Annotated in this window: 23 protein-coding genes; 3 read left to right on the forward strand and 20 right to left on the reverse strand. The window is 42.9% G+C overall.

Going from position 1 to position 21,130, the window contains the following annotated elements; genetic code table 11:
• A partial coding sequence (locus tag DXA60_RS18990; RefSeq protein WP_207661931.1) for a hypothetical protein occupies window positions 1–234 on the forward strand: 234 nt, incomplete at its 5' end.
• Here DXA60_RS18990 and DXA60_RS10850 read toward each other — a convergent pair.
• The 3 genes from DXA60_RS10850 to DXA60_RS10860 are packed head-to-tail and all read right to left on the reverse strand — an operon-like array spanning window position 220 to window position 2,944.
• Window positions 220–1,512, reverse strand: coding sequence for an adenylosuccinate synthase (locus DXA60_RS10850; RefSeq protein WP_117921218.1), 1,293 nt, complete (start codon window positions 1,510–1,512; stop codon window positions 220–222). The genes DXA60_RS18990 and DXA60_RS10850 overlap by 15 nt on opposite strands.
• Window positions 1,513–1,529: 17 nt before the next feature.
• On the reverse strand, window positions 1,530–2,285 hold the full coding sequence (locus DXA60_RS10855; protein ID WP_199536212.1) for a DUF4866 domain-containing protein: 756 nt from the start codon (window positions 2,283–2,285) through the stop codon (window positions 1,530–1,532).
• A gap of 14 nt (window positions 2,286–2,299) precedes the next feature.
• The gene (locus tag DXA60_RS10860) at window positions 2,300–2,944 is read right to left on the reverse strand and encodes a YoaK family protein (protein ID WP_006859108.1); all 645 of its coding nucleotides are present in this window, start codon (window positions 2,942–2,944) and stop codon (window positions 2,300–2,302) included.
• Between the two features lie 191 nt (window positions 2,945–3,135).
• Here DXA60_RS10860 and DXA60_RS10865 point away from each other — a divergent pair, with 191 nt between their 5' ends.
• Complete coding sequence (locus DXA60_RS10865) at window positions 3,136–4,017, forward strand: LysR family transcriptional regulator (RefSeq protein ID WP_117921220.1); 882 nt, start codon at window positions 3,136–3,138, stop codon at window positions 4,015–4,017.
• 40 nt (window positions 4,018–4,057) lie between these two features.
• Here DXA60_RS10865 and DXA60_RS10870 read toward each other — a convergent pair whose 3' ends face one another.
• From DXA60_RS10870 to mtaB, 16 genes are all read right to left on the reverse strand, one after another.
• Window positions 4,058–5,038 (reverse strand): ABC transporter permease, encoded by a 981-nt coding sequence (locus DXA60_RS10870; protein WP_117921221.1) that lies wholly within the window; start codon window positions 5,036–5,038, stop codon window positions 4,058–4,060.
• Complete coding sequence (locus DXA60_RS10875) at window positions 5,039–6,139, reverse strand: ABC transporter permease (RefSeq protein ID WP_117921222.1); 1,101 nt, start codon at window positions 6,137–6,139, stop codon at window positions 5,039–5,041.
• On the reverse strand, window positions 6,132–7,670 hold the full coding sequence (locus tag DXA60_RS10880; RefSeq protein ID WP_117921223.1) for an ABC transporter ATP-binding protein: 1,539 nt from the start codon (window positions 7,668–7,670) through the stop codon (window positions 6,132–6,134). The genes DXA60_RS10875 and DXA60_RS10880 overlap by 8 nt, the downstream gene beginning before the upstream one ends.
• Window positions 7,671–7,840: 170 nt before the next feature.
• A complete protein-coding gene (locus tag DXA60_RS10885; protein WP_117921224.1) occupies window positions 7,841–9,121 on the reverse strand; it encodes a BMP family ABC transporter substrate-binding protein in 1,281 nt (426 codons plus the stop codon).
• 178 nt (window positions 9,122–9,299) lie between these two features.
• Entirely contained in the window at window positions 9,300–10,406 is a 1,107-nt protein-coding gene (ytvI, locus tag DXA60_RS10890; RefSeq protein WP_117921225.1) for a sporulation integral membrane protein YtvI, read from the reverse strand.
• A gap of 83 nt (window positions 10,407–10,489) precedes the next feature.
• Entirely contained in the window at window positions 10,490–11,152 is a 663-nt protein-coding gene (locus DXA60_RS10895) for a hypothetical protein (RefSeq protein WP_117921226.1), read from the reverse strand.
• Window positions 11,153–11,343: 191 nt separating this feature from the next.
• A complete protein-coding gene (locus DXA60_RS10900) occupies window positions 11,344–12,396 on the reverse strand; it encodes a lactonase family protein (protein ID WP_117921227.1) in 1,053 nt (350 codons plus the stop codon).
• A gap of 64 nt (window positions 12,397–12,460) precedes the next feature.
• On the reverse strand, window positions 12,461–13,696 hold the full coding sequence (locus DXA60_RS10905) for a peptidase U32 family protein (RefSeq protein ID WP_117921228.1): 1,236 nt from the start codon (window positions 13,694–13,696) through the stop codon (window positions 12,461–12,463).
• A 39-nt stretch (window positions 13,697–13,735) separates the two neighbouring features.
• The gene (locus DXA60_RS10910; protein ID WP_117921229.1) at window positions 13,736–14,380 is read right to left on the reverse strand and encodes an O-methyltransferase; all 645 of its coding nucleotides are present in this window, start codon (window positions 14,378–14,380) and stop codon (window positions 13,736–13,738) included.
• Window positions 14,377–14,898, reverse strand: a complete 522-nt coding sequence (locus tag DXA60_RS10915; RefSeq protein WP_117921230.1) for an endolytic transglycosylase MltG — start codon at window positions 14,896–14,898, stop codon at window positions 14,377–14,379. The genes DXA60_RS10910 and DXA60_RS10915 overlap by 4 nt, the downstream gene beginning before the upstream one ends.
• A gap of 15 nt (window positions 14,899–14,913) precedes the next feature.
• Window positions 14,914–15,255, reverse strand: a complete 342-nt coding sequence (locus tag DXA60_RS10920; protein WP_117921231.1) for a YlbF family regulator — start codon at window positions 15,253–15,255, stop codon at window positions 14,914–14,916.
• A 16-nt stretch (window positions 15,256–15,271) separates the two neighbouring features.
• Window positions 15,272–17,026 carry a ribonuclease J gene (locus DXA60_RS10925; protein WP_117921232.1) on the reverse strand — a complete coding sequence of 585 codons (1,755 nt, stop codon included), beginning with the start codon at window positions 17,024–17,026 and terminating at the stop codon, window positions 15,272–15,274.
• Window positions 17,013–17,279 (reverse strand): DUF1292 domain-containing protein, encoded by a 267-nt coding sequence (locus DXA60_RS10930; protein WP_186899381.1) that lies wholly within the window; start codon window positions 17,277–17,279, stop codon window positions 17,013–17,015. Before DXA60_RS10930 ends, DXA60_RS10925 begins: the two co-directional genes overlap by 14 nt.
• 64 nt (window positions 17,280–17,343) lie before the next feature.
• A complete protein-coding gene (gene ruvX / locus DXA60_RS10935; RefSeq protein WP_117921233.1) occupies window positions 17,344–17,778 on the reverse strand; it encodes a Holliday junction resolvase RuvX in 435 nt (144 codons plus the stop codon).
• 7 nt (window positions 17,779–17,785) lie between these two features.
• Window positions 17,786–18,049: an IreB family regulatory phosphoprotein gene (locus DXA60_RS10940; RefSeq protein WP_117921278.1), complete on the reverse strand. Its 264-nt coding sequence runs from the start codon at window positions 18,047–18,049 to the stop codon at window positions 17,786–17,788.
• A gap of 64 nt (window positions 18,050–18,113) precedes the next feature.
• Entirely contained in the window at window positions 18,114–19,421 is a 1,308-nt protein-coding gene (mtaB, locus tag DXA60_RS10945; protein WP_117921234.1) for a tRNA (N(6)-L-threonylcarbamoyladenosine(37)-C(2))-methylthiotransferase MtaB, read from the reverse strand.
• Window positions 19,422–19,520: 99 nt separating this feature from the next.
• On the opposite strand from mtaB, the gene DXA60_RS10950 reads away from it, so the two are divergent.
• Complete coding sequence (locus DXA60_RS10950; RefSeq protein ID WP_006857923.1) at window positions 19,521–19,751, forward strand: HPr family phosphocarrier protein; 231 nt, start codon at window positions 19,521–19,523, stop codon at window positions 19,749–19,751.
• Between the two features lie 181 nt (window positions 19,752–19,932).
• Here the strand turns inward: DXA60_RS10950 and thiI are convergent, their stop codons facing one another.
• Entirely contained in the window at window positions 19,933–21,114 is a 1,182-nt protein-coding gene (thiI, locus tag DXA60_RS10955) for a tRNA uracil 4-sulfurtransferase ThiI (RefSeq protein WP_117921235.1), read from the reverse strand.
• Window positions 21,115–21,130: the final 16 nt, after the last annotated feature.

Genomic DNA, 21,130 nt, shown 5'->3' on the forward strand with positions numbered 1-21,130 from the left:
TCTAATTCAGGCATACCTAGACTTTTCTTATTTTCGGACAACGGAACCAAAATTACTTCGGCTTTGCGCAAGATGCCACTCACAAACCTGCGACACACCATTGGGACGGGTGATTTATTTCATAAACAAACCAGCATTTGGCGAATAGCATATTCTATAGAAAAAAGACTGACAGATGCAGATTCACCTACCGAATCCTTTCTGTCAGCCTTTTCTTTTTTACTCTTTCAGTAAATATGCATCTCTCTTTGCCCCGGTGGAAACAAGATAAATGGAATGTCCGATCAGCTCTTCGATCCTTTCAATATACTTCTTTGCATTTTCCGGAAGATCATTCCAGTTCTGGCAGGATGAAATGTCACAATTCCATCCGTCTAACATCTCAACCTCCGGTTCCGCAGCATCAAGCAGGATATTGGTTGGAAAATCCGTGATAAGTTTTCCATTTACACGATATCCCATGATTACCGGAATCTTTTCAAAACAGCTTAATACATCGAGCTTTGTCAGGGCAATGTCCCCTGCATTCTGGCATTGTAATCCATATCGGCTCGCAACTGCATCAAATGGTCCGACCCTTCTCGGACGTCCGGTTGCTGCCCCAAATTCATTTCCTGCTTTTCTTAATTTTTCATTCCATTCTTCGCCTGCTGCCTTTTCTGCCACAAACGGTCCTTCACCGACACAGGTTGAGTATGCTTTCATGACTCCCACAACCCGATCCGGCTGTCTCTTTGGAATGCCTGCACCAATCGTCGCATAGGCTGCGATAGTACTGGAGCTGGATGTGTATGGATAAATTCCGTAATCAATGTCACGCAATGCGCCAAGCTGTGCCTCGAAGAGGATGTCTTTTCCTTCTGCAGCTGCCTTTTCCAAAAGTGCCCCCGTATCGATAATATATGGTTTTAAAAATTCTGCCTGTCCCCGGCACCAGTCCATGACTTCTTCTACCGAGAGCGTTTTCTGACCATATACCTTTTCAAGGATCAGGTTTTTACTCTCCACGATCATTGCGATCCGTTTTTTGATCACTTCCGAATCCAGATATAAAAGGTCTCCCATCCGAAGCGTTTTCTTCATATATTTATCGCCATAGGCATAGGCGATTCCTCTTTTTGTGGAGCCAAATGCCTCCCCAGTCTTAGAGAGTCTCTCCTCCTCTAAAACGTCCTGTCTGACATGGAATGGCATGCAGACGGTTGCTTTTTCCGATATCTTTAAATTTTCCGGACTGATTTTTACATTCATGTAACGCATCATCTCGATCTCATGTCTTAAGTGATCCGGATCAATGACCATTCCGTTTCCAAGTACACAGACAACCTCCGGATGCAGAATACCGGACGGCAGCAGATTCAAAACAAATTTACCTTTATCTGTCACTACGGTATGTCCTGCATTGTTTCCTCCCTGATAACGAACCACATAATCGGCGTGATCACTTAATAAATCTACGACACGTCCTTTTCCTTCATCGCCCCAGTTAATACCAGTTACTGCTGTTAACATAAATATTCACACTCCTTTTATACTTGTGCATGTACAATCTTATCTACTGTATCAATACTCTTTTCCAACCGTTCCGAAAAACGGTGGATCGGTAAAAATACGCCCAGTTCATCAAACCTCTGACCTTCATCTTCCAAAGAATCCTGTCCGTAATAAACAAAGGAACGCGGCAGGTCCTTTTGCAGTTTCATCATGATATCCCACACTGCTGCATAAGCCTGTGCTTCCGTCCTCTGCTGTTTTACCGTATCCGGCAGTTCATAGACAAGCAAAAGACCGATGTGCTCACCCATCTTATATTCCATCACATCCATCGTATCCGCATCATAGCTGTGACGCTTGCGGTATCCGTATGCAAGATACATCTTTACACCTTTCTCTTTCCGGAATACCTTTTTAAACCGGTTATAATCTTTTTCACTCACATGGATCTCCTTTGTCTGGATCAGATTTCCATCCTCGTCCGTGAGCAGATACGGATTGACCTGTCCGTCCGCATTAAAGCGGAACGGTGCCAAAAATGAGTTGCGCAGTAAGTCAAACATGCTGTTTTTACAGACTGCCATCAAAAATGCTGTCAGATCCCGGTTTTTATAGGCATCAAACAATGCCTTAGCAAACTGTTCCGGTGGAAGATATCCTCCCACCAGTTCAAGATCCGAATCAATTTCTCCATAAAAAGTCTGCATCAGACGCTCACAGGCTTCCGGATCTTTCAAGATTTTATCAAACAACAGATCTGCTTTTTCTTCTCTTGGAAATATTGTCTCCATCCTTTTTCCCTCCATTATCTAATCTTTTCTAAGAACATCAGCAGAAAACTGATCAACAGAAGTCCACCGGATATCCAGATCACATGAAACCCGTACCTCACAGACAGATTTCCTCCGATTCCCGCACCAACCGCAAAGAATAAAATGATTCCAAAATAGTAAAGTGCCTGTCTGATCTGTTCCGGTCTTTTTTCCCTGAGATACAGTGAAAACGCTGCCGTCCCACTCCGCAGATTTCCGATGCACATTGTGCTCGCGTAGGAATATCCGCCGACTTTCCGGAATGTCTGCACCTGCATGGCACAGGAAAAAGAAACTAACACGGTTGCTGCCATATTAAGATTCTCTGGAAGAAATCCCACAAACACCAGGATTGCCATCTCACAGAGTAATACTGACTGTCTCCAGTGCAGCTTTCTCGCATACTTAAAACTTCCCTGTATCCTCTCTGCCACAAACACACCGACTGCAAATGCGAGCAATGGGAACAGATAACGCAATCCCTCACTCCACTCTCCCATCATAAAATGCTGACTCATGAGTACCACGTTTCCGGTCTGTGCATTCGAGAACACGCCATCTCTCGTAAAATATGTGTACGCATCCTGAAATCCACCGGACAGTGCCAGAAACACACTCGTGATAAACGCCTCCGACATCTGCACTTTGGTACTCCTTGGCTCATTTTGATTCAAAGCCAATGTTCTCACCTCTTATTCCTTTTTTCTCATTGATTTCTCACATCGTCTGTATTATAGTATCCCTGTTATCAGATGCAAAAAGTATTATTGATATATCTGTCATATAATTTTTATATGGAAAAATAAAAATCACAGGAGACAAACACCACATGATCACTTACGACTATTACCGTATTTTCTACTATGTTGTACAATATAAAAGTTTTACCAGAGCTGCCGAGGCACTGCACAATAACCAGCCAAATATCACAAGGTGCATGAATAACCTGGAAGCAGAATTACACTGTACGCTTTTTTTACGTTCCAACAAGGGTATCACACTGACTCCCGAAGGGAAAAGATTATATGAACATGTTGCGATCGCCTATGAGCAGCTTTCGCTTGGGGAAGATGAGATCCGTCAGAACATGGAACTCGAAAATGGACTGGTTTCCATCGGAGCCAGCGAAAATGCGTTACGCCTGCGGCTGCTTCCGGTGTTAGAACGTTTTCATGAACAATATCCTCATGTACGCATCCGTATTTTCAATCACTCCACACCACAGGCAATTTTAGCATTAGAGAGCAAAGTTGTCGATTTTGCAGCCGTCACCTCACCGCTCGCCATCCAAAAGCCACTGCACAAAACGCACCTTGCCTCCTACCGTGAAATTCTGATTGGGGGAACAAAATATAAAGAATTGGCTTCGCAGATCCGAAGCTTAAACGATCTTTCCGGGATACCATTCATAGGGCTTGCCGACGGCACCGGATCAAGAGAATTGTATCACCGTTATTTTTTAAGTCACGGTCTGATGTTCGCACCGGATATGGAGGCTGCTACCACCGACCAGATCCTGCCGATGATCACACACAACCTCGGTATCGGTTTTTATCCGGAAGAGCTCGCTGCGGAAGTGATCGCACGCGGCAATGCCTACGCGATCCGCCTTGTGGAGCCTATCCCGGAACGTGAAATATGTTTAGTCACAAACAGCAGCACCCAGATAAGTGCTGCTGTCCGCAAAGTGATTTCTTTTCTTTCTGTCTGATTTTATGCAGAACGTATATCCCGCACCTCTCCCGGAACTATTACCGGTCTTCCCTGAAATATGCCTCTCCAAGGCTTGCCGGCGGCTGGTTTTCCAGTTTATTCCGTTTACTTGTGATAACAAGCACAATGATCGTTACTACATAAGGAAGCATTTTGCAAAGTTCCTGTGTTGCACGTGTCAGTCCCGGCAGATAAATATATAAAATATAAAGTCCGCCAAAAAGGAATGATCCCCAGATCGCATGATCCGGATTCCAGAGTGCTAAGATAACAAGTGCGATCGCTAACCATCCGCGGTCACCGAAACCGTTGTTTGACCAGGTTCCTCCTAGATATTCCATGACAAAATAAAGTCCGCCAAGACCTGCTATTGCTGCCCCTGTCACGGTTGCAATATATTTATATTTCGATACATTGATACCTGCAGCATCTGCGGTTGCCGGGCTCTCTCCGACTGCACGTAAGTTTAATCCGCGTCTGGTCTTTTTCAGAAAATAAGTCATGCATACCGCAAGGATCACGGACAAATAGGTCAGAAATCCATAGGAAAATAATAAATCTCCGATAAATGGAATCGCAGATAATCCCGGAATCTTTGCACGGAACGCTGCCGCAGTTGTCTGTACGGAAATCTGTCCGACACCTCCTGCAAGTTTTGAGATAGATCCACCAAAGAAGTTACCAAAACCTACACCAAATGTTGTAAGCGCAAGACCGACAACATTCTGGTTTGCACGCAGTGTGATCGTTAAAAAACTATAGATCAGTCCGCCTAACGCAGCTACGATCAGTGTTGCAAAAAAGGCGATCAAAAGACCAATAAATCCATTTGGATTTTCATTGCCATTCTCATAGAAAAAAGCACCCATCAGACCGGCAATACCACCCATGTACATGATACCCGGTATTCCAAGATTTAAGTTACCGGACTTTTCTGTCACGATCTCTCCGGTCGCACCGAATAATATCGCAACGCCCTGTCCGATTGCTTTTTGTATAAATGTCATAAGCAGATTCATTTATTTTCCCTCCTTATGGTTCTTTTTCCATTCCAGTCTGTAATTAATAAAAAACTCACATCCGATCAGGAAAAACAGCAAAATACCTGTAATGATATCTGATGCATTCTCATTTAAACCAAACTGGGAAGCGATCTGGATCGATCCCTGCTGCATAAATACTAAAAATGCAGATACTAAGATCATGGCAAATGGATTAAATTTAGACATCCATGCTACGATGATCGCGGTAAATCCACGTCCACCTGCTGTACTTGTAGAAATCGTATGGCTTGCACCGCTGACGATCAGACAGCCGGAAAGACCACAGATTGCACCGGAAATCATCATGGTACGGATGATTACTTTTTTTACATTGATGCCGGCATAACGCGCGGTATTCTGGCTTTCTCCGACAACAGCGATCTCATATCCCTGTTTACTGTATTTCATGTATACATACATACCGAGTGTGATGACAAGAACCACGATCACATTCAGTCCATACATATTTCCAAACACAGATGGGAACCATCCTTTCTGTCCTGCTGCATTGATAATACCGACCGTATTCGAACCAGATGGATTCTCCCAGAATACAATGGCAAATGTTACAAGCTGCATTGCCACATAATTAAGCATCAGCGTAAACAATGTCTCATTTGTGTTAAAATATGCCTTAAACACTGCCGGGATCAATCCCCAGATCAGACCTGCTGTGGCACTTGCAATAAAGATCAGGATCAGAAGAAGCCAGTTTGGCATTGCATCCCCCGCATAGATCATCAGTGCGGCGGTTGCCATACCTCCCATTAAGATCTGTCCCTCAGCTCCGATATTCCAGAACTTCATTTTAAATGCAGGCGTCAGTCCGATCGCAATACATAAAAGTACTAATGTCTCGCGGATCGTCACCCACACACGACGGCTGCTTCCAACCGCACCATCTACGATACCAAGATATACCTGAAGCGGATTCTGTTTTGTGATCGCAACGATCACAAGTCCTGCAACGATCAGCGATAATACAACAGCTATAAGACGGATTCCCCATGCTTTAGCAGTGCTTATCGTATCCCGTTTTATCATACGAACTGCCGGTTCTTTTACTTCTTTACTCATTTGCCTGTTTCTCCTCTCCCGAACCTGTCATCAAAAGTCCGAGTTTTTCTTTTGTGGTACTTCTCGCATCCACAATACCGGAAACTCTTCCGCCATTTAACACAAGTATCCTGTCGCACAGCTCTAAGAGCACATCTAAGTCCTCGCCGACACAGATGACAGCAACTCCCTTTTTCTTCTGGTCATTTAAGAGATTATAGATCGTATAGGAAGAATTGATATCAAGTCCGCGCACCGGATATGCTACCATCAGCACATTCGGATTGCTTGCGATCTCCCGTCCTACCAGAATTTTCTGGACATTTCCACCGGAAAGACGTCTGACCGGAGTTTCAACACCCGGCGTTACGACTTCAAGTTTGTCAACGATCTCCTGTGCCAGTTTCTTCGGTGCCTTACGGTCTGCAAAGAAATGTTTTCCTTCCTTGTAGCTGCGGATCATCATGTTATCAGTCAGATCCATGGAACCGACTAATCCCATTCCGAGACGGTCCTCCGGGACAAACGATAATGCAATACCAAGTTTTTTGATATCCTCCGCTTTCATGTCGGAAATTTTTTCGACCTTTCCTTCCGGGGAATCGTAAAGGATCTCTCCGCTCTCGATCGGCTGTAAACCTGCAACAGATTCAAGAAGCTCTTTCTGTCCGCTTCCGGAAATACCGGCGATTCCAAGGATTTCCCCACTGTATGCAGTAAAAGAAGCCTCTTTTAATACTTTTAATCCTTCCTTGTTCCGGCAGGTAACGCCGCGCATCTCGATTCGTTTTTTTGCATTTTCCGGCTCGGTACGGTTGATATCAAGTGTTACTTTTTCACCGACCATCATCTCGGTCAAAGACTCCACTGTCGCGCCTTTTGTCTCCACGGTATCTATGTATTTTCCTTTTCGAAGCACAGCCACACGATCAGAAAGCTCTAACACTTCGTTTAACTTATGTGTGATGATGATAATGGATTTTCCTGCAGAACGCATGTTACGCAGCACAGCAAACAGCTTTTCCGTCTCCTGCGGTGTCAAAACGGCAGTCGGCTCATCTAAGATCAGAATATCTGCACCACGATACAATACTTTTACGATCTCAACAGTCTGTTTCTGTGAAACGGACATATCGTAGATCTTCTGGGATGGATTTAAATCAAATCCGTAACGGTCAGTCAGTTCCCTGACTTCTTTTTCCACCTGTTTTAAATTCAGCCGTTCTTTTCCCGGCAGTCCTAAAATAATATTCTCGGCGGCTGTCAAAATATTGATCAGCTTGAAATGCTGATGAATCATTCCAATTCCGAGTTCAAAGGAATCTTTCGGAGACCGGATTGTAACGGTTTTTCCATTCACACGGATTTCTCCCTCATCAGGGAAATAAATACCGGAGAGCATGTTCATCAGCGTAGTCTTTCCACTACCATTCTCTCCTAATATAGAAAGGATCTCTCCCTTTCTCACTGTCAGATTTACATTGTCATTTGCGACAACCTCTCCAAAACGTTTGGTGACTCCCAAAAGTTCAATCGCATTTACCGGTTCCACAAACAGTCCTCCTTTAACGTAAACTGCGGAACTGTGATAAAAGGTCTGTCCTTTCACAGTTCCGCTTATTTATGATACAAAAAGCATTCATTCAGACATGCTCTTTTGCATTATGGCAGAATTATATTCTGCTAAAAATCTTAATCAATCATTCTGCACCGCAGATGCTCTTAGTTGGTCACAGAAGTGATACCATCAATAATAATATCAAAAGATGGAGCAGATGCAAGCTCTGACTCATGATAGTATCCGTCAGATACATAATCTGCATATTTTGCATAATCACCGCCCTCTGCGATCAGATCTTCTAAAGAAGAACCATTTACAGTAAATGCGGATGTATCAAATACATGGATAGAACCATCTTTAATTGCATTTTCAACTTCTGTTACTTTTGCATCGGTTCCTTCTGCTGCAACTGCCTCATTGATCGGTGTGATATCAACTGCGCCCTCTGAAAATCCCTGGCACCAGTCAGTTTCGATCGGTGTACCGTCTAATACACACTGTACTGCATGTGTATAATAAACGCCCCAGTTATTTGTCGGAGAAGTAAGTGCTGCATCCGGAGCAACAGTTGTCATGTCAACGTTGTAACCAACACATGGTACTTTCTTATCCTCACAGGTGCTTGGAGCTCCTGTCGTATCTGCATGCTGGCTGATTAAAACGCATCCGTCATCGATCAGTTTTGCTGCAACTTCTGCTTCACCGGACATGTCTGCCCAACTGTTTGTATACTGTACTTCCATGGTTACGGATGGGCACTGGCTCTTTGCTCCTAAATAGAAAGAAGTAAATCCGGAAATAACCTCCGCATATGGGAATGCACCAACATAACCGATCTTTGCTGTATCTTCTGTGATTGTTCCGTCTGCGATCATCTCATTTAATTTCATACCTGCAACAACACCGGAAACATAACGTGCCTCATAGATAGAATCAAAATAGTTGTGCATGTTTGAAAGTCCGGAAGACGCTGCCTGATATCCGGTTGCATGACAGAACTGAACATCCGGGTACTCTGCTGCTGCCTGAAGCAGGTAGCTCTCATGTCCGAAGCTTGTACCAAAAATAATGTTGCATCCTTGATCTGCTAAATCAACTGCTGCATCATAAGCAGACTCATCTTCCGGGATCAGAGTTTTCTCTACGACCTGATCCTCAGATAATCCAAGATTGCTCATCATCTGATCGATACCAGCCATATGTGCTGCTGTATATCCTTCGTTCTCATCACCAATGTACATGACACCTACCTTGATATCCGATGCCGATTTTGCCTCGCCAGTGGCTGCCCCGCTCTCTGTTGCAGCTACAGTACTGTCTGCTGCATTACTATCTGATGCATTGCCTGCTGATGTGTTGTCAGCAGTTCCATTTGAGCCACATCCTGCCAGCATGGAAACGGTAAGTCCCATGGTCAATAATACACTTAATGCTTTTTTCATTTTTTCATCCTCCTGTATCGCTACTAAATAGAAATACATGAGTAAATTTAGCATAGAGAATTTTTTCCGTCAATGCAATTTTCGCCGTATTTCGCTGAAAATTCAATTTTTAACGCAAAATTTTTTCATTTATAAGCGGAGGTTATTTTTATCATTCCACAAACTTATGGTTCCCAGCTTAACGAAACATTTTTATAATCCCTCTGTCATTCAACTGTTTCAGAAATGAAACCAGAAGCGGTACTACAAACAGACCGATGATTCCAAAGAATTTTAAACCGATCAGCATACATGGCAGCATGATCACCGGCGATAACCCCATCTGTTTTCCCACCAGTTTCGGCTCGATCAGATTCCGCACGACTGTTATTACAAGGTAAAGCGCGAACACACCGACTCCGGTAGAGATCCTTCCCGATGCGAAGGCGAGTACCGCCCACGGGATCAGCACTGTACCGGTTCCAAGCACCGGAAGGATATCAAGTACCGCAATAATAAATGCAATGGCAAATGCATTTTTGATTCCAAGCAAAAACAGACCTGCCACAAGTTCCGCAAACGTGATCCCGAAGATCAGACAATAAGAGATAATGCATTTTCCCATCGTCCCTGTCACATAATTTTTTCCATCCCGGAACGCACGCTGGTATTCCGCCGGAATCTGCCGCTTTAAAAATGCTCTGATCTGTGGAAATTCCAGTTCCATAAATACCGTTGCGATCACTGTGATCAGAAGTTTCATAAAAAATCCCGGTATTCCTGCTGCCATCCCGGATACCCCGTCAATAACACCATCTGAAATGCCCGACATCAGCTTGCCTGCATTCTTTATCGTCTGTGCTGACTCCGCACCGACATCCTGCAATCCTTGCGTTTTTTCAGTCTGCCCTACCGGATAAAACACAACTGACAAACGTTCCACCCACTGATAAAAACGCTGCATAACAGGCACAACTGTATCCGAAAAAAAGACAGACAGCTCCCGCGTCAGATCATAGATCAGCCTCACCAGATAACTGCCTGCAAAATAAAGGACGGCTGCCAGAAGTATATAAAAGAAAAGAACCGTTGTAACCGCCACGATTCCTCTTTTGATATGTGTTCTCTCCGTAATGAACTTTACTGCTCCAGCCAATAGCGCCGCCACTGCAAAGGCTGCCAGAAACGGGAAAAGCACAGATCCCGCCGCTTTTAATACTACCCATAAGATCACAAGCCACACTGCTCCAAATGCAAAGCTGATCAGAAATTCCTTCTGACGTCTCAACCGTTCTTCCCTGTTCATCGCCCACCCTTTTCCTTTACTGCTGCCTTATTGATCTTTTATTACTATATCCGTTTTGGATGGGATCTATGCCATGTGTACTTTTAATTTGTATTTTCCTGTGCCGCAAAAATCTTACTGCAGAATGCGTCATATTCGTCATTCGAAACTTCTTTTCCATTCCAGAAATATTTCATTCCAGAATCCGGATCATTTTCATCTATGAGTTCTTCACCAAAGTTCATTTCTGCAGCCAGGTTATCCGCTCCTTCATACTTTTCCATATGATAGGTTTCATATCCTGCATTCATGTCATTGCTGTACATAATCCATACATCTCCATTGTAATAAGTATAGGAAAGTACAATCGCACTGCCGTCTCCTCTGGCAAATTCGTATACCTTATCATCACGGCAATCTAAATATATTCCGCCATAAGGACCACAGATAACCAGTTCATTTTCTCCGTCATTATCAAGATCGACTCTCTCCCCTATCGAATACAACTCCTCTCCCTGTGAATCCTTATTTAGATCAGAAATATTCCATGCAGATGACGGATCTGCGGTATCAACTGCGTCTACTGAACCATCGATAAATGCATCTAATAGTTCTTCTGCGGTCATTTTGTTTTTATAAGCGTTATATACCATATCTGTCTGTACATCATTCTGCGTTGTCTCCTCTGAAATTTCTGTTTTATTACCACAAGCAGTTAATGACATAACAATTAAGATACCTATTAAACCAACAACATTCTTCTTCAAATTTTTTCCCCCTAAAATCAAACTAAAAACTTCTTTTCCGAAAACATTTTATATTCTTCATTTTTTTAGAAGTTTCGTGTAAAAAATACCCACAGCACACCATTTATGGTATTCTGTGGGTATTTTGCTATCTTTTGCTGTGCTATTCATGCCATATGGTAGCCCATATGGCATGCCATATGGAACTCTTTTTATTCTTCTAATTTTAAGATATAAATACAGTTTGGCTTATCAACCTTGACCGGCGCACCGTTCTGCAGAGAGAAACCTTTCTCATAATTGATCGTATAAGATACGATATCATTGGATGTATTATTTACAGTAAGATAATGTTTCTCATCCGGATAAATTGCAAGCATTTTCGGATAATCACTGTCTACTTTAGTGCGGAATGCCTGTGTCAGCATACCTGTTGCAGGATCGATCTCATATGCAACCACTGTGTTCACACCGGCATTGGAAACAAAGAGATATTTTCCGCTCTTAGTGATCTCCATACCGGATGCGGCACAGATATCTTCCTCTTTCTTTCCCTGTGTTGTGATCGTCTGGATCTTATCAAACTGTGGCTGTTCATTTTCAACGGAGTATTTGTACACTTCGATCTCATGTGTCAGTTCATACAGGATATAAGCATATTTTCCATCTCTGGAAAAACGGATCATTCTCGGCGCAGACTCAAGCGGTCCACGAATGATATCCACCAGTTTTAATTTACCATAAGTATAATCCACACGATAGATCTTAACCTGATCTAATCCGTTATCAACTGCACACAAAAACTTCTGATCCGGTGTCAGTTTTACACAGTCAACGTGCGGTGTATTGGTACGCCTGTCACTGCCGCGTGCCATTCCTTTATGGAAAATACCATCTGCAATCGTTCCAATGCTGCCATCTTTCTCCAGATGCATCATTGTCACACGTCCGTCATGATGTCCGCCTACAAACAGATAACGTTTTTCATCATCTACTTCCACATAGCATCCTCTCATACCGCCGATCCACTGCTTGTTTACAGCCTCAAGATCTCCATCCGGAAGCACTTTAAATGCTTCTACACCTTCATCTGCGATCGAATAAAGGAACTTTCTGTCCTTTGATACAACAAGATCCGACGGGTTATTGATCGGCACTACTTTACGTTCTTTCATGCTGCCATTTGCCACATCCACATCATAAATATGGATTCCGACACTGTTTTCATGCGTATAGGTTCCCACATATGCCACATATTTTTCCATACATTTATCCTCCTTATGCCTTTTGCAGGAGCAATGCCCAGCAAGCCGGGCACGCTTTTCCTCCCTACTCTTTTCTTCGTAAAATATCATACTTCTCGAGCGGATGTCCCAGATCAATATACAAAACCTGTTTTGGATGCGGTGCTGATTCCATATCCACTCCATCCTCATCCATGATCCGTTTCACTGTCACCGTCAGATTTTCACCATCCGGCTTCATAATCTCGATCTCTTCACCGACCGAAAACTTATTGCGCTGTTCGATCCGGTAAAGCCCATCTTCGTTCTGCTCCCCAACAATTCCTAAATATGTGTATTCTTTTAAATAAGTGTTATTGTCGTAGATCTGCGCCTCGTCGGAAGGCTTTCCAAAGAAAAATCCGGTCGTAAACTGGCGGTAAGTACAGTTGGATATCTGATCTAAATACCATGGCAGATTCTTTTTGTAAAGCTCCGGTGACTCTTTGTAATCATCGATTGCCTTGCGGTAGGTTCTTGCCACAGTCGCAACATATAGTGCTGTTTTCATTCTACCCTCAATTTTAAAACTGTCAATACCCGCTTCCATTAATTCCGGTATGTGTTCGATCATGCAGAGATCCTTGGAGTTAAATATATAAGTGCCACGTTCATTCTCATAAACCGGCATATATTCATTCGGTCTTGTCTCCTCAACGATGGAATATTTCCAGCGGCATGGATGTGTGCATGCCCCCTGATTGGCATCACGTCCGGTAAAATAATTGGATAAAAGACATCTTCCGGAATAGGAAATGCACATCGCACCGTGAATAAATGTCTCGATTTCAAGATCGTCCGGTATATTTGCACGAAGTTCTTTTATTTCATTTAACGAAAGTTCACGCGCCGATACCACACGTTTTGCACCGAGTCTATACCAGAAACGGTATGTTTCATAGTTGGTATTGTTCGCCTGCGTACTGACATGACGTTCAATATCCGGGCATACTTCCTTTGCGATCATAAATATGCCGGGATCTGCGATGATAAGTGCGTCCGGTTTTTCCTCTTTTGGAAAAGAATCCAGTTCTTTGAAATACTCCCTTACACCCTCTAAATCATCATTATGTGCAAGAATATTTGCAGTCACATATACTTTTACCTCATGTTCATGTGCAAAACGGATTCCCTCTCTCATTTCCTCCATGGAAAAATTCTTGGCTTTTGCACGGAGTCCAAAAGCCTCGCCACCGATGTACACGGCATCCGCACCATAGATTACTGCAATTTTTAACACCTCAAGGCTGCTTGCCGGTATCAAAAGCTCCGGTCTTCTCATAACTTACCTGTCCTTTCGCATCTTTTCGATGCACCCTTTCTATTTCTTCCATGTGCTCACAGTCACTCCATCACCGATCGGCAACACTGCCGTGACAAGGCGTTCATCATGCGTCAGTTCATACAGATATTCACGCATTCTCTTATGGATCGTGCGGTTTCTCCTCGTGACTGCAAAACGGGATTCTATGATATCTCCATCCTGCAGCACATTATCCGAAACCAATGTTCCTTCGGAGCCAAGCAGTCTTAAAATATCCGGCATAAAATGAATATACTGACCCTTAGCAGCATCCATAAAAATAAAATCGTAGGTTTCCGTCAATGTCGGAAGAATCTGCGCAGCATCTCCCTCCAGCAGTGTAATCTGTTTTTCTTTTCCCGCACGGATAAAGTTCTCTTTTGCGATCGGGATTCTCTTTTCATAATTCTCGATCGTTGTGATCTCACATGGCACCGGATCATATTCTGCCATCAAGATGGCAGAATATCCGACTGCAGTTCCCACTTCGAGAATCCGCATCGGACATTTCATTGCAAGCAGCAGTTTTAAAAACTGCTGCATCTCTTTCCGTATGATCGGCACATAACTATCCAGTGCTTCCTTTTCTATCTGATCTAAAATACTGGTATTCCCTGTATCAAGTGAATTGATATAAGTGACCAGACGTTCATCTACTATCACTCGTCTGCTCCTGCCTGTTCATTTTCATCTGTGTTCTGGTTTTCTTCACCGGCACCATCTGTCTTAGTTCCATCCGAAGATGACTGTCCAGCTGAACCAGAATCTGTTTCATACTCTGTATTTTCTGTATTTTCTGTACTCTCAGTGCTCTCCTCAGCCTCTGCCGCCATGACTGCCATCATATCTTTTGCCGTCATGGATGTATTTAATGTATAGGTTCCTGCCTTTAACTTACCGTGATATGCTGACATACGAAGCTGTACATAAAACAGATTTGCATCGCGGATCAGCCCCTCTTTTTTTAACAGCTTTCCAATCTGATATTCTGACAGATCATCCGTTACATCTACGGACACATCTGTACCGGGTTCTTCTTCCACCGGTCCTTCCGTAAAGACACGATAACCGAAATCATAACAAAAACTTCCAAGTTTTATCAGACCGATCACGACAAGCAGCATGACCAGAATAGAAAAACTGATACTGACAAATTTTAATACCAGTTTATTCAGCTTCATATGAAATCCTCCAGACTATTCCTCAAATCCAACCTCAAAATCCAATTCTTCTATCAGCGTCCAGTTAATCTTCTGTACTACACGGCAAATGGCATTTTCTGCCGCAAGGTATTCTGCAACAAGCGGATTTTTCCGGAACTCACGGTATTCCTGTTCCATCTTATCCGTTGCATCATAAAGATCCACATTGCCATCACTGTTCTGCAGCAGATAATTTTTCTGACGGAATGCATGGATCTGCTCCTCTAACTGCGGCTGATTGTGCACTCTGTTTTTGATATCCTGATATCTGATATATTCCTCGCTGAATTTGACTGCCTCGACTAATTCCTGCATGGCTTCATCCATTCTGCTCATGATACATCTGTCCTTCCTACACTTCCATAATAATCGGCATGATCATAGGTCTGCGCTTTGTCTCTTTCCATACAAAATCACCTAAGGAATCCTTGATCTCATTTTTGATCTTGCCCCAGTCGGTAATTCCTCTGTCCATACAATACTGCATCTTATCCTCAAGCAGATGCTTTGCATCCTCCATCAGACTCTCTGCACCCCTGACATAAACAAAACCGCGTGATACGATATCCGGTCCTGCAAGTACCTGCCCGGAACCGCTCTCTAATGTCAGCACGACAATGATGATTCCATCCTCTGCAAGATGCTGTCTGTCGCGAAGTACGATATTTCCGACATCACCGACACCAAGTCCGTCGACCATGATGTCGCCGACGTGGACTCTTCCTGTAACCTCCGCTTTTTCATCATCTAACTCAAGCACGTCACCGGACATCAGAATAAAGATATTATCTTTGTTGATTCCAAGTTCCTCAGCTACTCTCGCCTGTGCTAAAAGATGACGGTACTCTCCATGAACCGGAACAGCATATTTCGGTTTTACCAGAGAATAGATCAGTTTGATCTCTTCCTGACAGGCATGACCGGATACGTGCACATCCTGGAAAATAACATTCGCACCCTTCATGGAAAGCTCATTGATGATTCCGGAAACTGCTTTTTCATTTCCAGGGATCGGGTTGGAGCTTAATACGATCGTATCATTTGGTTTGATCGTAACTTTTTTATGCATACCGCTTGCCATACGGGATAATGCCGCCATGGATTCTCCCTGGCTTCCGGTCGTGATCAGTACTGTTTTTTCGTCCGGATAATTTTTCAGTTCTTCAATATCGATTAGTGTATTATCCGGGATGTTAATATAGCCAAGTTCTGACGCAATACCGATGATATTTACCATACTGCGTCCTTCCACAACTACTTTTCTACCGTATTTATACGCTGTATTAATGATCTGCTGCACACGGTCTACGTTAGACGCAAATGTTGCAATAATAATCCTCGTATTTTTGTGATCTGCAAAGATCTCATCAAAGGTCTTACCGACTGTCTTTTCAGACATTGTAAATCCCTTGCGTTCCGCATTGGTACTGTCGCATAACAGTGCAAGTACACCTTTTTTACCGATCTCACCAAAACGCTGTAAGTCGATGGCATCACCAAATACCGGTGTATAGTCTACCTTAAAGTCACCGGTGTGCACCACGATACCTGCCGGTGAATAAATAGCAAGCGCTGCTGCATCCTGGATACTGTGGTTCGTACGGATGAACTCCACACGGAAACATCCTAAATTGATGTGCTGTCCGTATTTTACGACCTTGCGTTTTACCTTAGTCAGCATATTGTGTTCTTTTAACTTATGTTCAATGATACCGATGGTAAGCTTTGTCGCATAAATCGGAACATTGATGTCCCTTAAGACATACGGAATCGCTCCGATATGATCCTCATGTCCGTGTGTAATGAAAAATCCCTTAACTTTATCAATATTATCTTTCAGATAAGTCACATCCGGGATGACAAGATCGATTCCATACATGTCATCTTCCGGGAAAGACAGCCCACAGTCTACTACAATGATACTGTCCTCGTACTCAAATGCTGTAATGTTCATTCCGATCTGCTCTAAGCCGCCAAGCGGAATGATCTTAAGTTTTGAAGTTTTTTCTTTCTTTGTCTCTTTTACGCTGGTTCTCTTTTTCCGTTCCGGTCTCTCTGCTCTTCTTGAATCATTCTGGCTGATTCCTGCCTCCTTATTCTCTTTCATATTCAATGTCCGCATCCTCTATCAATTCTGAAAATATTTTACCTACTGCCGCAAGTTCCATGTCGTCATCCACCATCTCGCACACAACGTCATCGTCCTCTGTGGCTACTTCTTTTAAAATGTACGCATCACAGTCGCCATCTTCCTCTTCCGTGACAAAAAAATAACGCGTACCATTTACCTGTGTCTCCTCCACAACAAAGAAATCAATGCTCTCTTTTGTCTGCGGGTCCACAAATGTTACTTTTTCCATGTGCATCCTCCATGCATAACACAAAAACCGCATTCTGTAACCTGCGGCTTTTGTCATTACCTTTTTACTTCTCTGCGTGCATACTCCGATAATCCAGATATCCCTGCAAAATAAAGACTGCCGCGATCTCATCGACATACTTCTTGCGGTCTTCCCTGCGGATACCGGATTCCATCATGTGTTTATCTGCGGAAACAGTCGTCAGTCTCTCATCCCACAATATGACCTCTAAACCTGTCCGTCTCTCTAACATCTCTTTAAACTCTTTTGTCTTCTCGCAACGCTCTCCTTCTGTGTTATTCATATTCTTCGGATAACCCAGAACAATACACTCCACCTGATATTCTGCGATAATCGCTTCGATCCTCGCCAAAGTCTGGCGCAGTTTATTAGGGGACTGGCGTCTTATGATCTCCAGTCCCTGCGCAGTTAATAAAAGCTCATCACTGACTGCCACACCGACAGTTTTTGAGCCAAAATCCAAACCTAAAATCCGCATAAACTTCCTATTCCCAATGATTATTTTTGATATAAGCCTTTAAAATTTCTTCGACCAGTTCGTCACGTTCCACTTTCATGATCAGGCTTCTTGCATTATTATGACTGGTAATGTATGTGGGATCTCCAGACATAATATATCCAACAATCTGATTCACAGGATTATAGCCTTTCTCGCTCAATGCACGATATACGATCGTGAGCACATCGCCAACTTTAAGCTCCGGCTCTTTCTCCACTCTGAAATATTGTGTATTATTGATATTCTGCATATTTTTCACGCCCTTATACCTGCTATAAAAAGCATTGCTAGTTTTTATTTTAATATAGTTTGTCCTAAAATTCAACCAAAAGATAAATATCGTCTTTTAATTTTCCTTTTATCTTTCCGGTCACAAACTGATTTGTCCTGTTTTTTTCTGTTTCAAATGCCACTTTGACATACTCTTTTGTGTATCCGGTAAAATATGTTTTCCCATCCACCACAAGTTTTTCCTCTAACAGTGCAGTCTTTTCTTTCCCGACATAATATTCCCGGAATTCTTCAGACATTTTCTTTTCTAAAGCAAGAAGGATATTGCTTCTCTCTGTCTTTATCTGCTCCGGCACCTGATCCGGCATCACTGCTGCCTTTGTACCTTCACGCACCGAATACTTAAAAATGTGCATCTCGTAAAAATGTATCTTTTTCAGGTACTCTTCTGTAATTTTAAACTCATCCTCAGTCTCTCCGGGGAAACCGACGATCACATCCGTTGTGATCGCAGGATGATCAAAATATTTCCGCAGCAGATCACAGCCCATCTCATATTCTGCCGTGTCATATCTGCGGTTCATCCGCTTTAAGACGCTGTCACAGCCACTCTGCAGAGACAGGTGAAAATGCGGACAGATCTTTGTAAGTTCTGATAACCTTTTTGCAAAATCTTCTGTCACGATACGCGGTTCTAAACTTCCAAGACGGATACGCTCGATCCCCTCGATCTCATGTACATGCTCGATCAGTGAAAGTAATGTCTCACCGGTATCGACTCCGTAGGAACTTAGATGGATTCCGGTCAGCACTACTTCCTTATAACCGCTTTCTGCAAGTCCTGCTATCTCATTTAACACATCTTCCATTTTACGGCTTCTCACACGTCCTCTTGCAAACGGAATGATACAGTAACTGCAGAACTGGTTACAGCCGTCCTGCACCTTGATAAATGCGCGTGTATGCTCTGCCGTTTTCTTTAAATGCAGTTCTTCATACTCCTGCTTTTCATGGTTGATATCAACGATCTGTGCCTGTTTTGCATGTTCTTTTTCATACTCATTTAATAATGTTACCAGCTCGTGTTTCTGGTTATTTCCGATCACGATATCAATACTTTCATCCAGTATGGCCTGTGCCTCTTTTGTCTGCACATAACAGCCGGCTCCGACTACAATGGCATCCGGGTTCATCTTTTTTGCACGGTGAAACATCTGTCTTGACTTGCGGTCTGCCATGTTTGTCACGGAACAGGTATTTATCACATATACATCTGCAATTTCTGTAAAGGGAACGATCTCATATCCTGCATTTTCAAGGATCTGCTGCATAGCTTCTGTCTCATATGCATTAACTTTACACCCCAGATTGTGCAGTGCTGCTTTTTTCATTTTTTACCTCCATAATATCTATTTACTTGTTGACTTTTCCATGAAAAACCATTACTATAAAGATAACTTTAACAGCTAATTTTAAGGAGGTTTTTCATCATGAAAACAGTACAGATTTCTTTAAATTCTATCGACAAAGTGAAATCATTTGTCAATGCGATTACACAGTATGAGTATGATTTCGATTTAATCTCCGGTAGATATGTTATCGACGCAAAATCCATCATGGGTATCTTCAGCTTAGACTTATCCAAACCGATCGATTTAGCAATCCATGCTGAAGCTAATGTTGATGAGATTATGGAAACATTAAAACCATACTTAATCTAATCACAGATCAGATGTCATACCGTTTGCGGTGTCACATAGATGGAACATAAACCACAGGTCATGTACCTGTGGTTTTTTGCTGCATCCAGACTTTTTACATTTTTTTGCATATCCGCTGCTGATTATCTATGTTGTGTAATCAGCAGCCAGTACACCAGACCTCTTGTTTTAAATGACACTTCTATGCTTCAATGTGAATCACTTCGACTGTATCAATCGCTTTCTGCATCAGCTCATCAATCTTTTCTGAAAGTTTCTTCTCATCATTATGAATAACATTTAAGCTCGGCTTTGTGACCGGATGTTTTGCAACGAAAATGGTACAGCAGTCCTCAAATGGAAGAATGGATGTCTCATATGCATCGATCTTCTCAGAGATTTCAACGATCTCCTGCTTGTCAAAACCGATAAGCGGACGATAAACCGGCATCGTGCAGACCTCATTTGTAGCTGCAAGCGACTGCATAGTCTGACTTGCCACCTGTCCGATGCTTTCTCCCGTGATCAGCCCTAAACATTTATTTTCTTTGGCAAAATGCTCTGCTAATTTCATCATATAACGGCGCATGATGATTGTTAATTCCTCATGCGGACACTGCTCATAAATATAGAGCTGGATATCCGTAAAATTAACAACATGTAAGTTGATCGGTCCGGAATATTTTGCAACGATCTTTGCAAGATCCACAACTTTTTGTTTTGCACGCTCCGATGTATAAGGCGGTGCATGGAAATAAGTTGCATCGATCGTTACACCACGTTTTGCGATCATATAACCTGCAACCGGACTGTCGATACCACCGGAGAGAAGCAGCATTGCTTTTCCGTTTGTGCCAACCGGCATACCGCCCGGTCCCGGAATGACCGTGGAATAAACGTTGATCTGGTTACGGATCTCCACATTGATCACAACTTCCGGTTTATGCACATCCACGTGAGTCTCCGGGAATGCAGCTAAAATACGTTCTCCAAGCTGTGCATTGATCTCCATGGACTCAAGCGGATAGTTTTTGCGCGCTCTTCTCGCATTTACCTTAAATGTAAAATGCTTATCCGGATAAGCCTCATCAATGTGATGGATGACTTCTTCTGCTAATTTGTCAAATCCCTCATCCTCTAAGATGACAACCGGACAGATTCCAACGATACCGAATACACATTTTAATGCTTCTACTGCCTCATCATAATCATATTCGCCATCCATTTCAATGTAGATTCTTCCCTGCTCCTTGCGGATGCGGAAAGTTCCATCTACTTTTTTTAAGGCATGGTTCATCTGGCTGACTAACGCATCCTCAAACAGATAACGGTTTTTTCCTTTGATAGCGATCTCTGCATATTTTATCAAAAATGCTTTGTACATATTTTTTCCTTTCTAT

The organism is Roseburia sp. OF03-24 (genome assembly GCF_003463035.1).
In the GTDB taxonomy this organism is placed as follows: Bacteria; Bacillota; Clostridia; order Lachnospirales; family Lachnospiraceae; genus Roseburia; species Roseburia rectibacter.

Excerpts from the sequence above, each read along its gene's own strand:
- DXA60_RS10850 (WP_117921218.1), bottom strand. The coding sequence starts at position 1,512 with ATGTTAACAGCAGTAACTGGTATTAACTGGGGCGATGAAGGAAAAGGA.
- DXA60_RS10855 (WP_199536212.1), bottom strand. The coding sequence starts at position 2,285 with ATGGAGACAATATTTCCAAGAGAAGAAAAAGCAGATCTGTTGTTTGAT.
- DXA60_RS10860 (WP_006859108.1), bottom strand. The coding sequence starts at position 2,944 with ATGTCGGAGGCGTTTATCACGAGTGTGTTTCTGGCACTGTCCGGTGGA.
- DXA60_RS10865 (WP_117921220.1), top strand. The coding sequence starts at position 3,136 with ATGATCACTTACGACTATTACCGTATTTTCTACTATGTTGTACAATAT.
- DXA60_RS10870 (WP_117921221.1), bottom strand. The coding sequence starts at position 5,038 with ATGAATCTGCTTATGACATTTATACAAAAAGCAATCGGACAGGGCGTT.
- DXA60_RS10875 (WP_117921222.1), bottom strand. The coding sequence starts at position 6,139 with ATGAGTAAAGAAGTAAAAGAACCGGCAGTTCGTATGATAAAACGGGAT.
- DXA60_RS10885 (WP_117921224.1), bottom strand. The coding sequence starts at position 9,121 with ATGAAAAAAGCATTAAGTGTATTATTGACCATGGGACTTACCGTTTCC.
- ytvI (WP_117921225.1), bottom strand. The coding sequence starts at position 10,406 with ATGAACAGGGAAGAACGGTTGAGACGTCAGAAGGAATTTCTGATCAGC.
- DXA60_RS10900 (WP_117921227.1), bottom strand. The coding sequence starts at position 12,396 with ATGGAAAAATATGTGGCATATGTGGGAACCTATACGCATGAAAACAGT.
- DXA60_RS10905 (WP_117921228.1), bottom strand. The coding sequence starts at position 13,696 with ATGAGAAGACCGGAGCTTTTGATACCGGCAAGCAGCCTTGAGGTGTTA.
- DXA60_RS10915 (WP_117921230.1), bottom strand. The coding sequence starts at position 14,898 with ATGAAGCTGAATAAACTGGTATTAAAATTTGTCAGTATCAGTTTTTCT.
- DXA60_RS10920 (WP_117921231.1), bottom strand. The coding sequence starts at position 15,255 with ATGAGCAGAATGGATGAAGCCATGCAGGAATTAGTCGAGGCAGTCAAA.
- DXA60_RS10925 (WP_117921232.1), bottom strand. The coding sequence starts at position 17,026 with ATGAAAGAGAATAAGGAGGCAGGAATCAGCCAGAATGATTCAAGAAGA.
- DXA60_RS10930 (WP_186899381.1), bottom strand. The coding sequence starts at position 17,279 with ATGGAAAAAGTAACATTTGTGGACCCGCAGACAAAAGAGAGCATTGAT.
- ruvX (WP_117921233.1), bottom strand. The coding sequence starts at position 17,778 with ATGCGGATTTTAGGTTTGGATTTTGGCTCAAAAACTGTCGGTGTGGCA.
- DXA60_RS10940 (WP_117921278.1), bottom strand. The coding sequence starts at position 18,049 with ATGCAGAATATCAATAATACACAATATTTCAGAGTGGAGAAAGAGCCG.
- mtaB (WP_117921234.1), bottom strand. The coding sequence starts at position 19,421 with ATGAAAAAAGCAGCACTGCACAATCTGGGGTGTAAAGTTAATGCATAT.
- DXA60_RS10950 (WP_006857923.1), top strand. The coding sequence starts at position 19,521 with ATGAAAACAGTACAGATTTCTTTAAATTCTATCGACAAAGTGAAATCA.
- thiI (WP_117921235.1), bottom strand. The coding sequence starts at position 21,114 with ATGTACAAAGCATTTTTGATAAAATATGCAGAGATCGCTATCAAAGGA.